Source organism: Stieleria magnilauensis, from assembly GCA_007753675.1.
In the GTDB taxonomy this organism is placed as follows: Bacteria; Planctomycetota; Planctomycetia; order Pirellulales; family Pirellulaceae; genus Stieleria; species Stieleria magnilauensis.
This window is the reverse complement of sequence record CP036432.1, coordinates 1,708,043-1,723,924: the sequence shown is the minus strand read 5'-3', so window position 1 is coordinate 1,723,924 and position 15,882 is coordinate 1,708,043. Positions and strand designations below refer to the sequence as shown.

General features: G+C 59.7%; 12 protein-coding genes and 1 tRNA gene. 6 read left to right on the top strand and 7 right to left on the bottom strand.

What is annotated here, in order from left to right; translation table 11 throughout:
* The first annotated feature begins 12 nt into the window (after window positions 1-12).
* The 3 genes from TBK1r_RS06360 (at window position 13) to TBK1r_RS06350 (ending at window position 3,227) form a co-directional block, all read left to right on the top strand.
* Window positions 13-1,203: an ABC transporter permease gene (locus tag TBK1r_RS06360; protein WP_419581539.1), complete on the top strand. Its 1,191-nt coding sequence runs from the start codon at window positions 13-15 to the stop codon at window positions 1,201-1,203.
* 64 nt (window positions 1,204-1,267) lie between these two features.
* A complete protein-coding gene (locus tag TBK1r_RS06355) occupies window positions 1,268-2,185 on the top strand; it encodes an NAD(P)-dependent oxidoreductase (protein ID WP_145208228.1) in 918 nt (305 codons plus the stop codon).
* Window positions 2,186-2,252: 67 nt separating this feature from the next.
* Complete coding sequence (locus tag TBK1r_RS06350; RefSeq protein WP_145208226.1) at window positions 2,253-3,227, top strand: NADPH:quinone reductase; 975 nt, start codon at window positions 2,253-2,255, stop codon at window positions 3,225-3,227.
* A 5-nt stretch (window positions 3,228-3,232) separates the two neighbouring features.
* Here the strand turns inward: TBK1r_RS06350 and rsgA are convergent, their stop codons facing one another.
* Complete coding sequence (rsgA, locus tag TBK1r_RS06345) at window positions 3,233-4,381, bottom strand: ribosome small subunit-dependent GTPase A (RefSeq protein ID WP_145208224.1); 1,149 nt, start codon at window positions 4,379-4,381, stop codon at window positions 3,233-3,235.
* A gap of 127 nt (window positions 4,382-4,508) precedes the next feature.
* Between rsgA and acs the strand changes: the two genes are divergently transcribed.
* Window positions 4,509-6,464 (top strand): acetate--CoA ligase, encoded by a 1,956-nt coding sequence (gene acs, locus TBK1r_RS06340; RefSeq protein ID WP_145208222.1) that lies wholly within the window; start codon window positions 4,509-4,511, stop codon window positions 6,462-6,464.
* Window positions 6,465-6,820: 356 nt separating this feature from the next.
* Here acs and TBK1r_RS06335 read toward each other — a convergent pair whose 3' ends face one another.
* The 3 genes from TBK1r_RS06335 to TBK1r_RS06325 form a co-directional block, all read right to left on the bottom strand.
* Window positions 6,821-7,015: a hypothetical protein gene (locus tag TBK1r_RS06335; RefSeq protein WP_145208220.1), complete on the bottom strand. Its 195-nt coding sequence runs from the start codon at window positions 7,013-7,015 to the stop codon at window positions 6,821-6,823.
* Entirely contained in the window at window positions 7,012-8,469 is a 1,458-nt protein-coding gene (locus TBK1r_RS06330) for a YeiH family protein (protein ID WP_419581033.1), read from the bottom strand. The genes TBK1r_RS06335 and TBK1r_RS06330 overlap by 4 nt, the downstream gene beginning before the upstream one ends.
* Before the next feature lie 366 nt (window positions 8,470-8,835).
* Window positions 8,836-10,104: a tagaturonate epimerase family protein gene (locus TBK1r_RS06325; protein ID WP_145208218.1), complete on the bottom strand. Its 1,269-nt coding sequence runs from the start codon at window positions 10,102-10,104 to the stop codon at window positions 8,836-8,838.
* A gap of 483 nt (window positions 10,105-10,587) precedes the next feature.
* Here TBK1r_RS06325 and TBK1r_RS06320 point away from each other — a divergent pair.
* Window positions 10,588-10,658: transfer RNA gene (locus tag TBK1r_RS06320), tRNA-Cys, on the top strand.
* 100 nt (window positions 10,659-10,758) lie between these two features.
* On the top strand, window positions 10,759-12,030 hold the full coding sequence (locus TBK1r_RS06315; RefSeq protein WP_145208216.1) for a hypothetical protein: 1,272 nt from the start codon (window positions 10,759-10,761) through the stop codon (window positions 12,028-12,030).
* A gap of 227 nt (window positions 12,031-12,257) precedes the next feature.
* Here the strand turns inward: TBK1r_RS06315 and TBK1r_RS06310 are convergent, their stop codons facing one another.
* The 3 genes from TBK1r_RS06310 to TBK1r_RS06300 form a co-directional block, all read right to left on the bottom strand.
* Window positions 12,258-13,709, bottom strand: coding sequence for an arylsulfatase (locus TBK1r_RS06310; protein WP_145208214.1), 1,452 nt, complete (start codon window positions 13,707-13,709; stop codon window positions 12,258-12,260).
* Between the two features lie 687 nt (window positions 13,710-14,396).
* Window positions 14,397-14,642 (bottom strand): (2Fe-2S)-binding protein, encoded by a 246-nt coding sequence (locus TBK1r_RS06305; RefSeq protein WP_145208212.1) that lies wholly within the window; start codon window positions 14,640-14,642, stop codon window positions 14,397-14,399.
* Entirely contained in the window at window positions 14,639-15,826 is a 1,188-nt protein-coding gene (locus TBK1r_RS06300) for a M20/M25/M40 family metallo-hydrolase (RefSeq protein ID WP_145208210.1), read from the bottom strand. The genes TBK1r_RS06305 and TBK1r_RS06300 overlap by 4 nt, the downstream gene beginning before the upstream one ends.
* Between the last annotated feature and the right edge of the window lie 56 nt (window positions 15,827-15,882).

Sequence of the window (15,882 nt, the reverse complement as noted above, 5' to 3'; positions counted from 1 at the left end):
ATTTGGACGATCATGCAACTCAGTCTGCGGCGACTGCTACACAATCGGATCGAACTTCTGTTGACGTTCGTGGTCCCGATTGCGTTCTTCAGCGTGTTTGCGTTGATCTTCGGAAACGGGATCGGCAGCGGAACCACGCCGAAGGTAAAGGTTGTGATTGTCGACGAGGTTCAATCGCCAGACAGCACCGCGATCGTCGAATCGTTGCGCAACAGCGCCGGTCTGCGATTGATGAACGATGATACGCAAGACGAAGCTTTAAGCCTTCACGACGCGTCGGACATGGTTCGCCATGGCAACGTGACCATCGCCATTGTGCTCAAACCGGGACAGGGCGAAGCGATCCGATCGGATTTGCTTGCCGACGCGTCCGACCAGGTTGCCGGTCAGGTCGTGTCGGCGTTGGTGGGGCGTGAACTGGTGATCGCCAAGACGCGACAAGCGGCCAGGGCGCGGCGGACGATGGTGCGCCGTCCCCCCACCGGTGAGGCGACGGCGACGTCCAACCCACTCGTTCGACAGCAGTCTGTCGTTCCGGAGGAATCGTTGGACCCGTCCGAACTAGTGCAGATCGTGGACGTCATCGGAGAGGACAAGGCGAACCCGGTGGTCAGCATGTACGCCGCCGGCATCGCGGTGATGTTCTTGCTGTTCGGTGCCACCGGCGGCGGCGGTGTGTTGCTGGAAGAACGCGAGAACACGACGTTGGATCGATTGTTGTCGACTGAATTGACGATGGATCAACTATTGTTGGGGAAATGGTTCTACCTCACCGCACTGGGATTCGTGCAGGTGTGTGTGATGTTCGTCTGGGGACAATACGTTTTCGGAATTGACTTGCGGGGGCACTTGGACGGGTTCGTGATGATGACGCTGGTGACCAGTTCGGCCGCAGCGGCGTTCGGTTTGTTCCTGGCGACACTTTGCAAGACGCGCGGGCAGCTCAATGGGCTGTCGGTGATTTTGATTTTGACGATGAGCGCGCTCGGCGGGTCGATGGTGCCCCGCTATGTGATGAGCGAACGGATGCGAGAACTGGGGCTTTGGACCTTCAACGCGTGGGCGCTGGACGGCTACGACAAAGTTTTTTGGCGTGATCTGCCAGTCGATGCATTGCTACCACAGCTAGCGGTGTTGATGATTGCCGCGGTAGGGTTTCTACTTGTCGCTCGGGCGCTCGCGATACGATGGGAATTTGATTGACCCGGCGGCGCCGAAGCCTCTCCCATCGTCGTTCCCTCAAGTTTCCTCATCTCAACCACGTAGAATGACAGCTATTGAACCCGGCAAAACAAGGATCGGTTGGATCGGCACCGGAGTGATGGGGCACAGCATGTGCGGCCATCTGATCGACGCGGGATACCAGGCGACGGTTTACAATCGCACGGCCGAGAAAACGAAAGGCTTGGTCGGCAAAGGCGCCACGGCCGTCGATTCACCTCGTGCGGTCGCGGAAAACAGCGATGTCGTGTTCACCATCGTCGGTTTTCCCAGCGACGTGCGGCAGGTGATCCTCGGGGAGGGGGGTGTTCTGGAGGGGGCTCGCGAGGGGATGGTGTTGGTGGACATGACGACCAGCGACCCGAGTCTGGCGATCGAAATCGCCGAGGCGGCCAAGGCGATCGGGGTTCAGGCGATCGATGCCCCCGTCAGCGGTGGCGATCTCGGAGCCCGCAACGCGGCGCTGTCGATCATGATCGGCGGAGATGCCGAGACGGTCCGGCGGATCGACCCGCTATTTCAACTGATGGGCAAGACGATCGTCTACCAAGGCGGGCCGGGATCGGGGCAGCACACCAAGATGGTCAACCAAACGTTGATCGCCAGCGGGATGATTGCGATTTGCGAAGGGTTGCTGTATGCCCACAAGGTCGGGTTGGACATTCCGACCGTCCTGAAAAGTGTCTCCTCCGGCGCCGCAGGCAGCTGGTCGCTGTCGAACTTGGCGCCGCGGATGATCAACGGAGATTTTGATCCGGGGTTCTTCGTCGAGCACTTTTTGAAGGACATGAAAATCGCGCTCGACGAAGCGTCCAAGCGAAATCTTGCCCTGCCCGGTCTGGCGCTCGGTTACCAGCTCTATCATGCCGTGGCCGCACAAGGGCACCGGCGCGACGGTACACAGTCGTTGATCCTGGCGCTGGCAAAGCTGAACGGTTTTGATTGGAAAAACGAAAACCGCTAGTGCCGTCTCCCATCCGGCGTGGGTCAGGCCGGGTGAATCTTTCACTTCACAACATCGAGGCACCACCATGAAAGCAGCCTACATCAAGCAAACCGGAACGCCGGATGTCATCCAATTCGGTGACATGGAGCCCCCGACAGTCGGTCCCGGACAAATTCTGATTCGCAACCATGCCGTCTCGGTCAACCCGATCGACACCTATGTGCGCAGCGGTCTGGTGGCGTTCGAGCTGCCCGATCCCTTCATCCCCGGCTGCGATGCGGCGGGCGTCGTCGAGTCCGTTGGCGAAGGCGTGGAATCGTTTTCGGTCGGAGATCGCGTGTGGTGCACCAACCAAGGGTTGTTGGGCCGGCAGGGAACCTTTGCCGAGCAGATCGCGGTCGATGCCCATTGGTGTTTTCCGCTGCCCGACTCGGTCGACTTTGCCACCGCCGCCGCCAATGCGTTGGTCGGCGTGACGGCGCACTTGGGGCTATTCCGCAGCGCGGCGATCGAACCGGGGGAAACCGTGTTCATCATCGGGGGAACCGGTGGCGTGGGCGCGATGGTAGTGCAGATGGCCAAGGCGGCGGGCGCGTCGGTGATCACGACCGCCGGCTCGGACGCTAAATGTGAACGCGCGATGGAGCTGGGTGCCGACCACGTGATCAATTACTCGTCGCAATCGATCGCCGAGCGTGTCAAGGAGATCGCGCCCAAGGGAGTGAATCTCTTTTGGGAGACGCGCCGCATGCCGGACTTCGACGAAGCGATCGATTTGATGGCTCCGCGGGGACGGATGGTGTTGATGGCCGGTCGCGATTCCAGACCGGAATTCCCCGTCGGCCCGTTCTACGTCAAAGAGTGCTCGCTGCACGGGTTCGTGATGTTCAAAGCGACGCCGCTGGAGATGCAGCGTTGTGCCGAAGCGATGAATCGCTGGATGGCGAGCGGACGGCTGAAAGCGAACATCGCCCAGACGCTTCGGCTTTCCGAAGCCGCCGAGGCGCACCGCATCCAGGAAGCCGAAAACGTCGGCGGCAAGATCGTGTTGACGGTCTAACGCGTCTATAGCAGCAAGTCGTCTTCGAGCAGGTGGCAATACGAATCATAACGCCGGGCGTCGATGCGGCCGTCGGCGACGGCGTTCTTGACACCGCAGTCGTCTTCGCTCAGGTGCAAGCAGTTTGCGTAGCGACATTCACCGACATGGGGCCGCAGGTCGGGCATCAACCCGGCGACTTCTTCGGCGGTGATGTCCCACAATTGAAATTGGCGAATGCCCGGCGTGTCGAACACCCAGCCGGCATTTTCGCCTTGCAGCGGGATCAGTGTGGAAGTGGTCGTCGTGTGTCGGCCTTTTTGGTTGTCTTTGCTGACCTCCGAGACGGACAGCGCCAACCCGGGCTCGACGGCATTGAGCAGACTGCTTTTGCCGACGCCGCTTTGTCCCGAGAGCGCCGTCTGCTTTCCCCTTAGAAGTTCTTTCAGATAGTCGATGTTGGTTCCTCGATCGGCGCTGGTCAACAACACGCGATAGCCGAGCGAGGCGTACACGCCCAGGATCGGCTGCAGCGACGCAGGGTCGACGAGATCGCATTTGTTAATGATGACCACGGGGTTCAAACCACATTGTTCGGCCGACAGCAGAAATCGGTCGATCAGGGCGGGTTTGATCGTCGGCTCGGCGGCGCTGGTGACGATCAGCAGATGGTCCACGTTGGCGGCGATGATGTGTTGCTGGCCGCGACTTTGTCGGCTGATGATCCCGTGACGCGGCGCGACGAATTCGATCATGCCGGTCGTTTCCGATTCGGCGCGAAACTGAATGCGATCGCCTGCGACGACGGTTCCGCGACCGTCGATGCTGAGCGATTTGAGGACCTGGCGAATCGAACATTCGAACGTCCGCCCGTCGTCGGCCAAAACGGTGTTGCGGAGTCCGTGGGCGCGGAGCACGCGGCCGCCGATCAGCAACGAGTCGTGCGATTGGGGGTCATCCGCGGAGGCCGGCGCACCCGCTTGGACGCCGACGACGGTGCGTTTGCGCGTCAAGTCGCCTTTTCCGCTGACACGTTCGTTTTTCACCGCGTCGGCGAGTGATTCGGCATCGCCGACGTGGAACTGTCGCGTCAAGTCGCTGTCGCGCACGCGCCCCTGATGTCGCTTTCGAAAGCTGACGCGTGACTGGTTGGATTTTCGTTTCTTTTTGGCCATGGGTGAAGTGTAGCAGCGAGCGGCAAACGAGCACAGTTCGCCCTTCCAATGCCGTGTGGTGGTGTGGTTTTCCGTTGGTTAGACTATCAGTCTCTCCACTTTCCTACCTTTTTCGGATACGCGTTGGATGTCTGAATCTTCTTCTGGCCAGATCGACCACGTTCTCGACGAAAGCCGTCTCTTCCCCCCGCCTGCTGAATTCACTCAAAAAGCGGTGATTCGCACGACGGAACAATATGACGAACTCTATGCGCGGGCGCGCGACGATCGCGACGGTTTTTGGCGTCAAGAAGCCCTGGAACACCTGCACTGGTTCGAACCGTTCGACGAGACCTGCAAGTGGGATTCGCCGCATGCCGAATGGTTCATCAACGGAAAAACCAACGCCAGTTACAACTGTCTCGATCGCAACATCGAACTCGGATTGGGGGATCGACCGGCCATCATTTGGGAAGGCGAACCGGGCGACACCCGCACGCTGACGTACAACGAACTGAAGACTGAGGTTTGCAAATGTGCAGCGGCACTTCGTGAACTGGGGATTCAGTCGGGCGACATCATCAGCATTTACATGCCGATGACGCCTGAGCTGGCGATCGCGATGTTGGCATGTGCCCGAATCGGCGCCATCCACTCGGTCATCTTCGCCGGATTCAGCGCCGAATCGATCGCCGATCGCAATCACGACGCCCAAGCCAAGATGGTCATCACCTCTGATGGGCTGTATCGACGTGGCAAAGTGTTGCCGCTGAAAGAAACCGTGGATGAGGCACTCGAAAAGTCGCCGTCGGTGCAGACCTGTTTGGTGTTGAAGCGGGTCGGTAACGAAGTCGCGATGCGGGAAGGCCGAGACGTGTGGTGGCACGATGTCGTGGACAAGCAGAGCGGTGACCTGCCGGCCGAGCCGATGGACAGCGAAGCGACGCTCTTCATTCTGTACACGTCCGGCAGCACCGGAAAACCCAAGGGCATTCGTCACACCACGGCCGGCTACAACTTGTGGGCAAAACGGACGTTCCAGTGGGTGTTTGACCATCGCGACGATGACATCTATTGGTGCACCGCGGATTGCGGCTGGATCACCGGGCACAGTTACATCGTGTACGGACCGTTGGCCGCAGGCGCAAGTTGCCTGATGTACGAAGGCGCTCCCAACTATCCGGCGGAAGATCGTTTTTGGGAGCTGATCGAAAAATACAAGGTCACGATCTTGTACACCGCGCCGACGGCGATTCGAGCGTTCATCAAATGGGGAGATGAACACGTCGACAAACACGATCTGTCCAGTTTGCGATTGCTGGGGACCGTCGGTGAAGGGATCAATCCCGAAGCTTGGATGTGGTACCACAAGAAGATTGGTGGCGAAAAATGTCCGATCGTCGACACGTGGTGGCAAACCGAAACCGGCGGCATCATGATGAGTCCGTTGCCGGGGATCACGGCGACCAAGCCCGGATCCTGCACCAAACCGCTGCCAGGGGTGGTTCCGGTGATCTTGGATGAAAACGGTCAATCGGTCGACGAGGAGCACGGCGGCAAGTTGTGTATCGAACAACCTTGGCCGGGAATGTTGCGCGGCATTTGGGGGGATGAGGAACGGTTTGTGAGTACTTACTGGGCCACGTTCAAAGGAGAATACCTGACCGGCGACAACGCCCGCCGCGACAAGGACGGCTACTACTGGATCATGGGCCGCATCGACGACGTGATCAACGTCTCGGGCCACCGGTTGAGCACGATCGAAGTCGAAAGCGCCCTGGTCAGTCACCCTTCGGTCGCCGAAGCCGCCGTCGTCGGCCGCCCCGATGAACTCAAAGGCGAAGCGATCGCGGCCTTCGTCACCGTGACGGACCCGAACCCCGGTGAGGAGCTTCGTCAGGAGTTGCGGAACCACGTGCGGAAGCAGATCGGTGCACTCGCCCAGCCGGACGACATTCGCTTCGCCGCGTCGGTTCCCAAGACGCGGAGCGGCAAGATCATGCGACGTCTACTCCGCGACATCGCTGCCGGGCGCGAAGCCGCCGGTGACACCAGCACGCTGGAAGACTTCACCGTCCTGGCCCAGCTCCGCGAAGAAGAGTAGCGGCGTGCGGTGCATCAACCCGTTCCCACGCGGTGGCCTGGGAACAAGTTTCGTAGGGCATGCTGTGCATGCCGTCGACGTACCGAATACCCTCCCGCTTTCGATCGGCCGGCGGCTTCGCCGCCGGCCGATCGAAAGCGGGAGGGCGAGGGTTCGGGCTTCCTTTCCTGGGGTGGCGGTCACTCCGCTGCGCTCGTTCCCTGACCCCAGGCTATGTTGTGGATGCCCTTTGGGCAAGCGCTGCGGAAGGGGTTCCGCATCGACATGAATTCGCCTCAGCGACTGATTCCACGCAGTCCAGGCACAGCTTGGCTAAGCCTGTCGGGGTGCGTCGTGATCGGCGTGCGGTGCTCCGATCACTCGTCGGCGAGAATGCGGTCCATCAGCGGAAGTTCGGTGTAGTACATCGCCGCCGGGTCGATTTGGTGTTGTTCCAACCACTGCGTCCGTTCGCGCACGGTTCGTGTCGTCGCCAGCTGGGGCAAGACGACGCCCCAGACGACGAGCATGGCCAGGATCACGGCTAAGAACCGAATGCGTCGATGACTCATTGGCCTGACTCCGCGAATAGCACGCCGAACATCAGGTAGGCCATGATCAGCGTCAGCAGCAGGTTCAACGACTGGCCGCAGACGTACAAAATCATCGGCTTGCCGCCACGAAAGTAGGGCAGCAATTGTTTGAAATTGGTTTCCAAGCCGATGCAGACAAACGCCAGGCAAAAGAACCAACCGCGGAGCGTCTTCGTCGAACCACCGATCATCGCTTCGATCATCAGGTTTCCGCCGGCCAGGTTGGCGTGCAGGATCGAAAACAGGATCGACGCTCCGATGAAGCCGAGCACAAATTTGGGGAATCGGTACCAAATCTCGCCGATGCCGGGTTTGGCCGCGTCGCTGTCTTTTTCGACGTAGGCGACCCAGTACGCGGCGACGCAAAACGCGGTCACCCCGATCAAGATGTTTTGGATCATCTTGACCGTCGCCGCGACTTCCAGGGCTTCTTCACCGAGGGTCGCTCCGGCGACCGCGACGGCACCGGTTGCGTCGATCGTTCCGCCCAGCCACGCCCCGCCGACGTCGTCGGGCAACCCCATCGCCTTGATCGCCAACGGCAGCAAAATCATCATCACGACGGTGAAAGAAAGCGACAGGCCGATCGCCAGTGAGAGTTCTTCTTTCTTCGCTTTGCAGGACGCGGCGGTCGCGATCGCCGCGGAAACGCCGCAGACCGACATGTCGGCACTGATCACCATGTTCAACGACTTGGACGGGATTTTTAAGACCTTTTGTCCGAACACGAACGTGCTGATCAAAACGATCGGTGTCACCACCCAGGCCACGCCGATTCCGGGGATCCCGAGCGCCATCAAGCGACTCATCAAGACTTCGGCACCCAGCAGGACCAACCCGGTTTTGATGAAAAACTCGGTCATGATCGCCGGCCGCCATCGGTGCGGGGTCCCGATGGTGTTACTGATCACCAGACCCACCAGCAAGGCCCACAGCGCGTATTCCAGATTGTACGCCTTGATCACACTCTGCCCGGCCAGGACATACGCGACGGTCGCCAACAGGAAGACGACGGGAAAGGCTTTGATGAACCCGATCGCGTTCTTCTTTCGAATCGTCATCGCCACGGTGAACAACACGCCGATGATGACAAACGCACCCAACACGCCCCGGTAGGTCATCGTCGCACTGTTGCCTTCGTCACCGGCGACGTAGAACGCGTCGACCGGGTTTTGCGTCCATTTCCCCGGCTTGGCCAACCAACTTTTCAGCGGACTGGAGATCGAAACCGATTCACCTTGGTCAATCGCGGTGAAGAAGTTTGCCGGGACGGAAATCCAGACGGCGACAAAGGCAACGATCAAAATCAATCCCGCGCACCAAATCGCCCACCAGTCCTCGGTGGTCTTCATTTGTTCCCAGGTGCTCACCCGGGGCTGTTCAACAATGTCGGATTTCGATGCTTCGCTGGGAGCGTCGTAGGGGTTGCTCATTGGGGGATCGGCGCGGAAGGATAGGCTGCGGTGGGAAAGCCGTCAATGGCTGGGGCGGTCCACAGAATATCATGACGCAGGCAAGCGATGTAGCTGACTTGCCCCAAACCGCCCAGGCCTCGATCGAGGCAATCACTCGACCGCGACGGGCGACGCTGTGAAGCGTTTTGTTAGCGGAACGGCGGGGGAGCCGTCCAGTGGTAGCGTCGAAGATGCGTAGACGGACCGGAGGGCTTGCGCCCTGCCGCTCAATCGACAAGGTTTTGACCAGCGCAGGGCCCGTAAGCTCGCGCCAAACGGCTGATCATCAATTGGCATCAGCCGGTTCGCACTATCGTTCAGGGGGCACTGCCCCTACTCAGGGCCCTACATTCCGCTGCGGAGGGCGTCGAGGTGCCGTCCGAAGTGATCGTCGAGAACGTCGCAGTAGGTGTCCGGGTGCGCGACGAGACAATCGCGGACGACGGCACCCCACTTGGCGTCGGTCAGGACGGAGCCGAAGGTGCAGTGCAGGATCTGGCGTCCAGGTTTGGTGAACCCTTTTCCTTCGGGGACGTCCGCCCACATTTCCAGGTATTCGCTTTCCAGCGTTTGGTCGTCGGCTTGATCGGTCGTCGGGGCGTCGGCGAGTGTTGCCGAGACATGGTAGGTCGCTTTGTCGGTTTCGTATCGATCGCGTGAAAAATCGATGATACCGCGGAAGGCAGCGGGATCGTGGCGGGCGACAACGCGGAGTGCTTCCAGGTAGCTGGTGCCGGCGGTTTTGACGTGGAATTTTCCGGCGGTGGTGCGAGCCAACGCGGCGTACATCGACACCTTGTCGCTACCGGAGTGCAGGCTCAGTTTGTAAGGGCCCAGCAGATTCGCCACCGCCGCGTGATCGGCCAATGAAGCTTCGAGCGCCGCCAAGTCGCCTTTAAAATCGACGCCTTTTTCAAAGTCGCCGATGAATCGCGGCGCCAAGCTGACCAGCTTCATGCCGCCCTGGAGGCATTGATCGGCGATGATGTAGTGCTCCGGCAGGGTGGTCGGCTGGTCGGTTTCGTCGACGGAGAGTTCGATTTCGTAATCTTGTCCGGCCTTCTCGTTGACTTGTCGGATGTAGTCACCCAGCTTGAGAGCGCGAGCGATCGCGGGTCCGTATTTGACCGCCGCACGCATGCAAGCTTCTTCGTCCAGTTGGATCGTCGATCCGGTGGGCAATTCGATCGACTTGCCCACGTACGAATCGAACCAGGGGGCGGCGTCGCGGGCGGACGAAAACTTTTCTCGGAGCGTCGCTTCGTCGTAGTCGTCGGCTTTTTGGTCGACGTCGTCGGAGGGATCGATGGTGAAGAACGTGAACCCGGCTGCCGCGGTGATGTCGACGTCCTGATTGACTTTCAAGTGGTCGGCATCGGCTCCGATCGGGCCGTCCCATCCGGCCGCCTCGGCCGCTTGCATCGCGTCGGCCATCACACCCTCGGGCGTCCGCTTGGTTCGCGTCATCTCGCGAATCGATTGCTGGGGATAGATCGCCGTGATTCCTTCTCCGCAACGTTTCATCGCGGCGACGTGTCCGGGGGTTGCGAGGCCGGTTCGATCTCCGAAACCGAAGCTGGGTTCAAGTCCGAGGGTCGTGCACTTTTTGGTCATTGCGATCTATTGAGCAGGGAGGGGACGTTTGGGAATCGTGTGGTGTTTGGGGGGTAGCTTACGGTCGGATCTGAGATCCTTGAAGCACCTGCATGGTAGCGGTCTGGCCGTGCGGCGTGAGGGAAACCGTCGTCGGCACCCATCGCGGTCGATTTCTGGCGAAACATCAACAATGCACCGGAGATCTTCACCAAAATGACCCCGCCATCCCAAGGTCGCCGACAAGAAAATCGGGAAAAAATTTTGCCGGATCGGAGCGTCCGCGACCGGGCCGCGACCGACACGGGGGCGTTGCAAAGAGAAGACGCAAATCTGGCGAACTTCTTTTATTCGCCCGATGTCTCTCAAGAGAGCGTGGGAAGCGTCCGATACCTCTCTTCACGACGAGAACGATTCTCCGAGTCAGTCCCGAAAGGCAGACTGGACGGTTTTGGGCGTTCTTGACGGTTCGGGAAAGTTTTCTTAATCTTTCCATCAGTTGAAGGCGACTTGGCCGAGTGGTTAGGCAGCGGATTGCAAATCCGTCTACAGCAGTTCGAATCTGCTAGTCGCCTCTCTTTGAGAGGTGTGTTCTTGGACACCGATCGAGATCGCTCAATGGCCCCGTGTGAGCTGCTACATTGGTAGGCACTACCCCTCTCGCGGAGTGCTTGCATGTGGAATTCGATTTGTCGTTGGGCAGCCGGCTTGTTCTTGCTCGGCGTCTCGGTGGTCGTCGCCGATGAAGTGGTCGACGATGCCGACAAAGTCGATGGCTTGGTGTTTCGAGAGCCATTTTCGGGGCTCTCGGCCAGCGAGATTGAATCCAAGCTGATCGTGTTTCTGATCACCGACGAAGATCCTTTTCAATGGACCAAGGCCAAGCTGGACAAGGCCGACAAAAGTCGTCTCGGCGGAGGACCGGATGTTTGGTGTGGCCCAAATTTTCGACGGTCCTTTCAGAAGCTGTTCGTCGAACGCCCCGACCTGAAGGATCGCTGCATCGCCCAGCGTGTCGTGGCGGGATTGCCGGCCAACTTGACGGCAGACGTCGCCCGGTCATTACCGCCACGTGCGATCACGGCGATCTGCGACGGGCAGTACCGGCTGCTTCATTTCAGCGTCGGTGTGCCCGAACCGGACGATCTGATTCAGATGATCGAGGACGCCGAAGAAAACAAGACGTTGCTGCAACTGCATCCCGATGATCCCGCTGCCATTGGGAAAGCGGTCTTGGATCGGGCAAACAAACGAGTGCAACGCGTTTATCAGGAAACACTCGAACGCTTGGCCGAACCGATGAGCTGGGACGAGTCGTTGGCCGTCGATGATGCCTGGGTATCGAAGTACGCACGCTTCGTTTCGTCGCTGAATCCGAGTTACCTGTTTGACGTGCGACTGCGGTTCGAGCTGAGCGATACGAGCGATCTGGTGCGACTGTTGGTGTTGGAACAGCACTGCGAAACGCGTCGGGATTGGTGTGACTCGTTGGCACCGTACATCGTCGGGCGTCCGATGCGTTCGATTCTAAATCCGCTGGTGGACACGACGTGGGGAATCCCCGCGGTGCTGGAAATCAACAAGGAGGATCATGACGAGATCTTGAGGTGGTTTTCGTCTCGCCGGGAGAATTCGTACGTGGTGTTGGCGATCAAGCCGACCTATCTGGACCGCGACATCACTTGGCCACCGCCCAACATCAGTCGCAATCCGCTCGCTAAACGGAGCTGGAATGAATTGGAAACGGCGATGTCGCATCATCCGTTTCGCAGTGTGTCTGCGGAGGAGCTGGCCGTGGTGCTTCGCGAGCACGACGAAATGTCGATCAGCCTGCTCGCACCGACGCGGGCGAGATATGTGATTTTCGAGCCCGAGAAAAAGAAGCTGACGGTGATTCGCGAATCGGACTTCCCCGGCAAGTTTATCAATCGGCTGGAAACGAAGTAACAAGCGAGACGTGGGGTAAGCATCCTGCTTGCCACCCTCGCCGGCTCCGCCGGCACGCTCAAGTGGCGCGCTCGATTGGCGGAGCCACAAGCCGATGGCGCGGCCGGAGGGCTCGCGCCCTGCCGCTAACAAAAGCCCCCGTTTGACGCCAACGTTCGTGGCATTGGCCGGGAGCTTCCATCACCGTGTGTTCCCAGATGCTTGCCTGGGAACAAGTACGGACGGCATCAACGTTTCGCTTTCGTCTCCAGCGGCAACCCATCGCGCTGGACCAACGACAGGATCTCCTGGACCTGCTCCGGGTGCTCGGCAGCGATGTCGTTGACTTCGCCGAGATCGCTGCGGAGGTCATACAATCGCCAATCCGCATTGCCGGCTCGATCCTTTCGGTAACGCACCAATTTCCAGGGGCCGCAGCGGATACCGATCGACGTTTCGCCCTCTTGGCTGGCCCAATACAGGTAGTCGTGTTTCTGCTGGGAATCGGTCTCACCGATCAACGTCGGCAAATACGAAATGCCATCGATGCCATCGATGCCATCGATGCCATCGATGCCATCGGGCGCTTCGATTCCCGCCAGCTCACACGCGGTGGGTAGAAAATCCCAAAACGCCGACGGCAAATCGGATTGAGTTCCGGCAGCGACCTTGCCGGGCCAGCGGGCGATCATCGGGACGCGGATCCCGCCGTCGTGCATCGACCGTTTGTAACCTTTCAGCGGGCCGTTGGAATCGAAGAACTCGTGATCGTGATTGCCTTCTCGGTGGGGGCCATTATCGGACGTGAAGATCACGAGCGTGTTGTCGTCGATCGAAAGATCCGTCAACAACTTGAACAGGCGACCGACATCGGCGTCCATGCGGGTGATCATCGCAGCAAACCCTTTTTCCGGGTTCGGCCACTGGCGGTCCGCGTAAACGCCGTAGTCGGGGACTTCCATGCCGTCCTTCAACACGCGACCGCCTTCGTTGTTCGCGTGCGGAATGGTCCAGTGGATGTGCAACAGGAAAGGGCTGCGATAATTACGTTGGATGAAGTCCAGCGCCGCGTCGGTCAACTTGTCGTGCGAATACGTTTCTTTCTTTTTCGAGACGCGTCCGCGGGCGCCCGGGGCGTCCATCAGAACGTTTCCGGGCAAAAAGTCTTGCCGATCGTTTTCCCACAGAAACGGCGGATAGTAGTTGTGCGCGTTGCTTTGGTTCATGTAGCCGTACCAATAATCGAATCCGTTTCGATTGGGGTGGCCTTCGTTATCGATCTCCGCCGGCTCGTTGACGTTACCCAGTGCCCATTTGCCGACGCCCCCGGTTGCGTATCCGGCTTGTTGCAGCAATTTTGCGACCGTTTGTTCTTTACCGGTCAATGAGAACGGACGATTGCCGGTCAGCCCCGTGTGGCCGACATGTTGACCTGTCCAAAGCACCAAACGCGACGGACGGCATACCGTGTGGCCGGCGTAGTGGTCCGTGAATCGCATCCCTTCCGCGGCCATTTGATCCAAGTGGGGCGTTTGGATTTCTTTCTGGCCATAGCTTCCCAGATCGCCATAGCCCAAATCATCAACCATGATGTAAATGATGTTGGGTCGGTCCTCGGCGGCGATGGCGGTGCAGGACGCCAGCGCGATGCATGCACCAAGAACGAACGGCAAATTGCGAAGGAGTTGTGGTAGGGGCATCGGTGTCACGATCAGGCGGGTAGGAATGAGTCGGCAGACCCGCAGTATAAAGCCCATCGATCCAGCCGTGGGATCGGCATCGCGGCGAGTCGATTCAACGTTCACGACCTAAGCAACGAGCGGGAAAGAAGAGTCGCATTGTCGTGGATCGCTCCGCCGATCCGACATAGGATCGCGGGGGACATCGATTGTATAACTGAGCGACTTTTGGGCTAAGCACCGCACTGTGGTGCACACCGCAGAGCGGTGCCACAACAAAGCCCGGGGTCGCGAAGCGCACCCCGGGTGGGGGCGCAGAGGACAGGGGAACCCCAGCGGGGTTCAACAAACGGCGCGGCACAATCCGGGGTGCGCAAACGGCGGCGTGAATCGGGCGAACCGTGTTGCTCTGTTCAACCCCGTTGGGGTTGGCGGCCTTTTGGCGACCGGAACTTGGGGTGCGCGGGCGCGACCCCAAGCTTTGATGTGGCACGCCGCTGGCGTGCGGGCCGCAGGAGCGGTTGCCTCTCGCGAGTCGTTCCCACAACGCGGTACGGCAAGTAATTCGTCAGTAATACAATCGACGTCCCGAGCGATCCACGACACCAATCTTCAGCGGAGGTGCCCGGACGCTGGCGCGAACCGGCTGATGTCAAACGATGATCAGGCGATGATCAGACGCATCGCGCGGGGCCGACGGGCTCCACCCTACTTCGCGTCGCGGTACTTTTGCCGATCGATCGCGTATTGATCTGCGTCCGGTAACGCTTCCGATTCCGGCGTCTCGGATTTCCAAAGTTGTTCCAAATAGGGTCGGCACCAACCACAGCCAGTGCCGGCCCCAAAGCACTCCGAAAGTTGCGACGCGGTTTTCGGATGCTCGGTCCGAATGAACTGGACGACTTTCCGTTTGGCAACGCCAAAGCACAGGCAGATCGGTTGATCGTCGTTCATGAATCGTCAGAGGGACAGATCAACAAGGTCGCGACTCGGCAAGCGGCCAGGTAATCAGGAATGTTCAACTGTTCGTCGGCCGTGTGGATGTTCTCTTGGCCGCAGCCGACGGTGACGGCATGGATGCCGTGTTCTTTCAACCAGTTCGCATCCAGTCCTCCGCCGGCGACTTGGCGGTAGGGCTCTCGGCCGATGGCTTGGAGTGCCTGTTCAAGGGTTTCGACGGAAGGATCGTTGTCGTCCAGGCAGAAGGCTTCATAGTCGACGCGAGACTTGAAATCGCATTTGCCGCAAAGACCGGCGACATTGGTGACCGAGTCGGCTGCGGCTTCGAACGCGGCACGGATTTGGGCGACAATTTGTGATCGGAACTCGGGATCATGGCTGCGTGCTTCGGCCCGCAAGGTCACCAGCGGGGTGACCACGTTGGTGGCGTCGCCCCCCTGGATCACGCCGACGTTCGCCGTCCCGCTGCGGCCTTCTTTTTCGATTCGACCGAGCCAGCCGTCGGATTCCAGGTCGGCGATCGCTTTGGCCGCCATCACGATCGCGCTGGCTCCCTGTTCCGGAGCGGCACCGGCGTGCGCGGGGATTCCGGTCAGACTGATTTCCATCCGCTCGCCGCCGATGGCACCGATGGTGACCTTTTCGATCGCGCCGCCGTCAAAATTGAATGCCCGGTCCACGGGACCGACCATCGACGCGTCGAGATGACGTGCCCCTTCCAGTCCGATTTCCTCTTGAATGAAAAAGGCGATCACGGCGGGATCGAGGTCGGGCCGTCCCAGTCGCAGTCGTTCGATCGCGGCGGTCAGGATCGCTGCGCAGCCGGCCCGGTCGTCCGCCCCCAGCCCGGTTCCGCCGCGGCTGTGAACACGGTCCCCTTCGACGACTGGGTCGCTGCCGAGACAGATCGGGACGGTGTCCATGTGTGCCGAAAGCATCGTCCGGGGGCCCTTGCCGCTGCCCGGCAGATGAACGATCAAGTTGCCGCAATTGCCGGGCATTCGGGTGCGAGTCTCGGCGCCATCGAATTGGATCGCCGATTCGTCCAATCCCGCCTGGATCAAGGTCTCGGCGATGCGGTCGGCAACGTCGCGTTCATGGCCGCTACCGCCCTTGATTGCGGTTAATTCGAGGTACCGGGCCAGGGCTTCATCTTCGTTGACTACGATTTCTTTCATCTTGCGGTTAAATTGAGGGCGTTCCAGAAAGCCGGCTTTCCCATTAGCGTAGGGTT

Excerpts from the sequence above, each read along its gene's own strand:
- TBK1r_RS06325 (WP_145208218.1), bottom strand. The coding sequence starts at position 10,104 with ATGACCAAAAAGTGCACGACCCTCGGACTTGAACCCAGCTTCGGTTTC.
- TBK1r_RS06355 (WP_145208228.1), top strand. The coding sequence starts at position 1,268 with ATGACAGCTATTGAACCCGGCAAAACAAGGATCGGTTGGATCGGCACC.
- TBK1r_RS06300 (WP_145208210.1), bottom strand. The coding sequence starts at position 15,826 with ATGAAAGAAATCGTAGTCAACGAAGATGAAGCCCTGGCCCGGTACCTC.
- TBK1r_RS06315 (WP_145208216.1), top strand. The coding sequence starts at position 10,759 with ATGTGGAATTCGATTTGTCGTTGGGCAGCCGGCTTGTTCTTGCTCGGC.
- acs (WP_145208222.1), top strand. The coding sequence starts at position 4,509 with ATGTCTGAATCTTCTTCTGGCCAGATCGACCACGTTCTCGACGAAAGC.
- TBK1r_RS06360 (WP_419581539.1), top strand. The coding sequence starts at position 13 with ATGCAACTCAGTCTGCGGCGACTGCTACACAATCGGATCGAACTTCTG.
- TBK1r_RS06310 (WP_145208214.1), bottom strand. The coding sequence starts at position 13,709 with ATGCCCCTACCACAACTCCTTCGCAATTTGCCGTTCGTTCTTGGTGCA.
- rsgA (WP_145208224.1), bottom strand. The coding sequence starts at position 4,381 with ATGGCCAAAAAGAAACGAAAATCCAACCAGTCACGCGTCAGCTTTCGA.
- TBK1r_RS06335 (WP_145208220.1), bottom strand. The coding sequence starts at position 7,015 with ATGAGTCATCGACGCATTCGGTTCTTAGCCGTGATCCTGGCCATGCTC.
- TBK1r_RS06350 (WP_145208226.1), top strand. The coding sequence starts at position 2,253 with ATGAAAGCAGCCTACATCAAGCAAACCGGAACGCCGGATGTCATCCAA.
- TBK1r_RS06305 (WP_145208212.1), bottom strand. The coding sequence starts at position 14,642 with ATGAACGACGATCAACCGATCTGCCTGTGCTTTGGCGTTGCCAAACGG.
- TBK1r_RS06330 (WP_419581033.1), bottom strand. The coding sequence starts at position 8,469 with ATGAGCAACCCCTACGACGCTCCCAGCGAAGCATCGAAATCCGACATT.